The 5,786-nt window shown below is 58.0% G+C and carries 4 protein-coding genes and 1 pseudogene; 2 read left to right on the top strand and 3 right to left on the bottom strand.

The window, feature by feature from the left end; genetic code table 11:
- A partial coding sequence (locus WKI84_RS00025; protein ID WP_337861456.1) for an SAM-dependent methyltransferase occupies positions 1-348 on the bottom strand: 348 nt, incomplete at its 3' end.
- Positions 349-654: 306 nt separating this feature from the next.
- On the opposite strand from WKI84_RS00025, the gene WKI84_RS00020 reads away from it, so the two are divergent.
- Together WKI84_RS00020 and WKI84_RS00015 are read left to right on the top strand one after the other, a co-directional pair.
- On the top strand, positions 655-3,021 hold the full coding sequence (locus WKI84_RS00020; RefSeq protein WP_337861455.1) for a choice-of-anchor C family protein: 2,367 nt from the start codon (positions 655-657) through the stop codon (positions 3,019-3,021).
- 321 nt (positions 3,022-3,342) lie between these two features.
- Entirely contained in the window at positions 3,343-3,711 is a 369-nt protein-coding gene (locus WKI84_RS00015) for a hypothetical protein (RefSeq protein ID WP_337861454.1), read from the top strand.
- 139 nt (positions 3,712-3,850) lie between these two features.
- On the opposite strand, the gene WKI84_RS00010 is transcribed toward WKI84_RS00015, so the two are convergent.
- Both WKI84_RS00010 and WKI84_RS00005 read right to left on the bottom strand, forming a co-directional pair.
- Positions 3,851-5,314, bottom strand: coding sequence for an aspartate kinase (locus WKI84_RS00010; protein ID WP_337861453.1), 1,464 nt, complete (start codon positions 5,312-5,314; stop codon positions 3,851-3,853).
- A gap of 2 nt (positions 5,315-5,316) precedes the next feature.
- Positions 5,317-5,786 (bottom strand): annotated as a pseudogene (locus WKI84_RS00005) (DNA polymerase sliding clamp); the annotation flags it as partial.

The following is a 5,786-nucleotide window of genomic DNA, read 5'->3' as shown; positions in this document are numbered from 1 at the left end:
GTTCTCCCTGTCCCACCCCTTTTCGGCCAGGATCTCGTAGATGAGGCCCACCATGCCGTATATTCCAGGGTCGCCTGAAGATACAAGGGACACTGTCCTGCCTTTTTCTGCAAAGCCTATCGCCTGGTTGGCCCTGTCGACCTCCTGCGTCATGGCGTAGCGGTAGACCTCCTTGCCCCGGATGAGGTCCTCTACCAGGCCGACGTACGTCTCGTAGCCGACTATTACCTCGCTCTCTTCGATGACCTGCTTTGCCCTGTACGTCATGTGGTCGTGGCTGCCCGGGCCCACGCCGACGACGTACAGCTTGCCCTTCTCCTTTTTTTCCTCCTTGGCAGGCTCGCTCATTTTGCTATGCGAGAGAAACCAGCGCCCGATTGCAATTTATCTTTTTCCCGCTGCCTCTCCGCGGCGCAGAAGGGGATTCATCACATGCGCTGGTCTGGAGAGCGCCTGACCCGCACGGCCCGCCGGCAATTTCCTTCTGCAATATGGATTCTCCTCAAACAGAAATATGCGGCGAGATTTTGTCTGAATGCGGTTCGCAAGCTAAAAAGTACTATAAAAGATTTATTAGAACGTCTTCTAGTGGCTGACTCTATGTCTTATGAGATACGCAGCACCAGTCTGGCAGCAATACTCGGCCTTGTTATATTGCTGTCAGCAACAACAGCCGCTGCACAAAATGCAAATGCAGCAGCAGGCAACCTGATAACAAATGGGAGCTTTGAAAACGCCCCCAGCCCCAACGTCGTAAATCCGGGGCAGTCCTGGATCACCCTTGCAGCCGGCAGCGGCGCACTTGCTGGCTGGACGATCGATTCTGGCACGATAGATGTTCATGGACCGGGGGCGGCGTGGCCTTTCTCAGACGGAGTCAGGAACGTCGATGTCTCGGGGACGGGCGCGGGGTCGCTCTCCCAGACTTTTGCCACTGTTCCAGGGGAGGCATATTCGGTGCTTTTTGACCTGAGCGCCAATAATTATTGCGGCTCGGCAGTCAAACAATTGCAGGTGACCGCCCCGGGCACGGTTGAGACATTCTCAGTTGACGTTACCGGCATACCTGCGGGCCAGGTTCCATTCAAGACAAAATCCTTTGTATTCGCTGCAACCGGCGCGTCGAGCACCCTGAAGTTCAACAGTCTGGAGAATTCGTCTTGCGGGCCCCTGGTTGACAAGGTGGGCGTGTATGTACTGGAAGACCAGGCCATCTCGATCAAAAGCGGGAGCGGCTCACTCTTTGGACCGGATTCGTCGGTCAGAATGCTCGTCGGCCCTGCTGAAACTGGATTCAACGTGGCGCTGACCCCCGCACAATTCGATGCAGCCAGGAACGGGCCGGCCGCGTTTGTAATACCGAACCACCCTGCGTGGAAGCCTCACCTGACAGTCGATCCATCTGCAAACTGGATTGGCACGCACGCAGTCAATCCCAATACTTTCGGTCCCAATTTTGCACTTGCCACTGCCCTGTATGCGGTGGACTTTGAAATCACGTCTGCTGCAATCGATTCGGCGACTCTGGACATCTATCTCCTCTCTGATAACACCATCGGAGACTCTGCCAACGAGGGCGTCTTCATAAACGGAATTCCGGTCGCAAACACCAAAGATGTGGGTGGGGCAGCGTTTGGTGCAGACAGGTCTTTCACAAACCGTGACATCACCTCTATGGTTCATCCGGGCACCAACACCCTGTATGTCCTGGGCGCAGACTTGGGCGGTCCTGCCGGAGTCCAGTTCCATGCCGACATAGATGTGGTTGCAACGCCTCCTGATACAACCCCGCCGGTAGTGACAGGCACCCCGGACAGGGTCCCTGACACCAACGGCTGGTACAACCACGCTGTCACTGTAACGTGGACCGGCACCGATAGCGGCAGCGGCATAGCCTCGTGCGATCCGGCCACCGTCTATGCGGGACCGGACGGCAGCTCGATAGTTATGACGGGCCACTGCACCGACAACGCGGGCAACGTTGGAGAGGGCACGGTCACCATCCAGTATGATGCAACAGCGCCGACAATCACTGGCGCCCCGGCCACGTCGCCCAATGCAAACAACTGGTACAACGCCGACGTGACGGTGCACTTTGACGCCTCTGACGGCACGTCTGGCATAGCCACGGTGACGCCTGACACGACGCTGGCATCAGAAGCTGCCGGTCAGCAGGTGACGGGAACGGCCACGGACAATGCAGGCAACTCGGCCAGCTTTACCGTGTCTGGCATCAACATCGACAAGACGGCGCCGGCGATCACCGCCACGCAGACTCCTCTGCCAAATGCAAACGGCTGGAACAACCAGGACGTGACGGCCACATTTGAAGCTGCAGACAGTCTGTCGGGCGTAGACGGCGCGAACACCTCCACAACGACCTTTACGGCAGAAGGCGCAGGCCAGACCGCCAGCGCGACGTTCACGGACCTTGCAGGCAACAGCGCGTCGGCAAGCGTCACGGTCAACATCGACAAGACCGCCCCCGAAGCCTACAACCAGTTTGATCCTGCCACAAAGGACGTGCTGGTGTACGGCCGTGACTCTGGCTCTGGAGCACCTTCCGGACCGATATCCCCGTCATCGACCGCGCAGGTAAGGTGGGGCGACGGCGACAAAGATGACGACGGTGATAACGAAGGAAACGCGCAGCTGCGCACGTACGTAATCGCAGACAAGGCGGGCAACACGCTGGTGCTGAAGGAAAAGGTCAAGGCCGAAGGCAAGCAGATCAAGGTCAAGGTGGTGAGCCTCCAGTACAACGGCGGCAGCGTGATAACTCCTGTCAAGGCCAAGAAATCGTTCGAGTGGTCCACCGACAAGAGCGGCGCCATCAAAGAGCTTGAGCAAAAGATGGAAGTAGGCAAGGGCGCAGCCAAGCAGGAGGTCAAGGCCAAGTTTGAAGCCAAGAAGAACCAGACCACGATCAAGACGGAGGGAAGCGAGCACAAGGCCGTCCTGCCGGGCATGGTCCTGCTAAAGATGGCTACAAGCAACGGCAGCCTGGTGATAGAGTACTAGCAGCAGTAGAGTACTCTTCATCTCTTTCTTTTTCTCTTTCTTTTTCAGCAAGACACGCCTCAGCATGCAACACACACACAGAGAGAGGATGAATATTCTATTTTCCAAGGCACAGTCTTTTAGACGCGCACAACGTCAATGCATCTTGCTGCGTTGACAGGCAGATGCAGGTAAAACAAAAAGGTAGCGCCAAGGTCTAGGCGCCTGCTGTTGCACGGCAGAAGGAAGGCAAGCCCGGATCACCGCCGGCCGCTCACACGCAGCTATGGTAGTACCAACCTTTTCATAGCAGCTCAAACAACGCCATCCCTGTAAAATAGGATGGACTATGGCGCGCTGTGCGACAGGGTTCTCGGCCTGAGCGGCCAGGTGGTCACTGCAGCCGTGCTAAAGGGTCAGCAGCTGGTGACAGCAGGGGCGCCAAAGCCGGGCGCCCCGGAGCCTAGCAGGGAAGAGCTTGAGCGCATGCTTTTCCAGATTCCAATACTGGTGGGCATCCCCAAGACCAACGAAAAGGCCGTCGGGCAGGTCGGTTACGTCATGGTCAACCACGGCGGCTACAACTTTTACCTGTTCCCGATGGAACAGGGCCATATACTTGCGGTGGCCGTCCTGCTACCCTACGCGCACGAGGATCTGGTCAGCCACATCCTTGAATTGCTGCCGCAGCAACAACAACAAGAAAAGTGACGGCGAAAAAAAGCAGAGCAAATCATGCTGCTCGGCCTTGCTTGTGAGCAAGACCGACCTCCTCCGGATCATGGGAGGCAGCAAGAGTACGCGCAGGCTGCCGCTAGATAAGGTCTTGACGCCCTGAGCAGGCTTGCTGCTATTGCTGCTGCTTGCGGGCCTTGCCCAGGCCAAACTCGTCGTGCAGCGCCTGCACAGCCTTTTCGCAGTCCTTGTCGTCTATCACAAAGGCAAGGTTCAGCTCTGACGAGCCCTGCGCTATCATTATCACGTTCACGTTTCGGCGGGCGACTGCGCCAAACACCTTGGCCGCGACGCCCTTGATCCCGCGCATCCCCGACCCCACCACAGCAATGACTGCGACGTTGTCGCTCACGTCTATGCGCTTTATCACCCTGCCAAGCAGGTTCAGCTCAAGCGTGGTGGTCGCCTTGTCAAGGTCGGCCTTGCGCACCACCATCGATATGCTCGACTCTGACGGGCTCTGCGAGATCATCATGATGTTGACCCTGTTCTTTGCCAAGGTGTCAAATATCTTGGCCGCAGTCCCGGGCGCGCCCACCATCCCGCCCCCGCTCACGTCTATGAGGGCGGTCCTGCGTATTGCGCTCACCGACTTGACTATTTTTTGCGAGTCCCTGCCCGGGTTCTGGGTTATCAGCGTGCCGGGGTGGCTCACGTTGAACGTGTTGCGTATCCTTATCGGTATCTTGGTGTCTATGACGGGCTCTAGCGCCCTTGGGTGCATGTACTTGGCGCCGAAAAGGGCCATCTCCATCGCCTCTGCAAACGAGACTTCCTTCAGGACGCAGGCGTCCTTGACAAGCTTGGGGTCGGCAGTCATCAGGCCGTCCACGTCGCTCCAGAGCCACACCTCGCTTGCGCCAATGCTTGCAGCCACTATGGTGGCCGTATAGTCCGACCCGCCCCGCCCTATCGTGGTGGTGTTGCCGTGCTGGTCTGCGCCTATGAATCCGGTTATCACGGGCACGGCGCCCCTCTTTGTTATGGGCAGGATCGTGTGGTTCACCCGCAGCTTTGTCGTGTCCATCAGGGGCCGGGCCTCGCCAAAGTTAGAGTCGGTGACGATGCCTGCCTCCTTGCCTGTCAGGAATTCCGAGTCGATGCCGGCGTCCTGCAGCGCGTATGCGACTATTGGCGCCGACAGGCGCTCTCCAAACGACAGGAGGTAGTCAAGCGACTTGGGAGTCACCTCGCCCAGGAGCACGATGCCCCCGAGTATGTCCTGCAGCTCGCCGACCGTCTTTTTCACCTGCGCAAGCGCCTGCTCCCTAAGCTTTTCGTCTGATATGGCGCCCTGCACGATGTCAGAGTGTATTTTTGCCGCCTTGCTTACGAACTCGTCTATGGACGACCTGTCGCCGCGCCTCACGCTGTCTGATATCGCAAGCAGCCCGTCTGTCATGCCCCTGACTGCCGACACGACGCAGACGATGTCGTTCTTGGCCTTGTGCGACTTGACGATCCCTGCCACGTGTTTGACCTTGTCTGGCGAGTCCACTGCGGTCCCGCCAAACTTCATCACTATTGTAGTCGTCTTTGTCATCGTCGTCGTCGCAGCAGCGGCCACGGCCGGTCTCACTCTCAGTCCTGGACGCGGGGAGCCAGGTAAAAGTGGATCCTGCCCACGTTGGCTATCTTGAATTCCAGCCTCAGTGGCATCTTGGTCGAATACTCGGCCGCGACCGACCCGCCCATCGCCATCACGGCCTTGGTTATCTTGCTCAGGTAGTCAAGCGAGTAGGTGGCCTTGCTGTCCTCCTTGACCGCCAGCTCCTCCAGACCCTCGTTGCCTGCTTCGAGCGTGATGCTTGCCTCGCCCGAGTCGCCCCTGCCGGCAAAGTCTATCCTGCCCGACTTGGACTCGATCGAGATGAACTCTGACACGACCTGCACGTCGGAGAGCACCTTGTCAAAGGCGACTGCAGTCAGCACCGCCTTTGAGTTAAAGTTCAGCTTTGGCAGCGGAGTCGAGCTTGCAGAGCTTTCGATGAGGCGCGTCTTGTACTCGCGCCTGTAGCCGTTCTGCATCCTGACGTGCAGCATGCTGTCGT

The organism is Nitrososphaera sp. (assembly GCF_037447015.1).
Classification (GTDB): domain Archaea; phylum Thermoproteota; class Nitrososphaeria; order Nitrososphaerales; family Nitrososphaeraceae; genus Nitrososphaera.
This window is presented reverse-complemented; position numbering and strand designations above follow the sequence as displayed.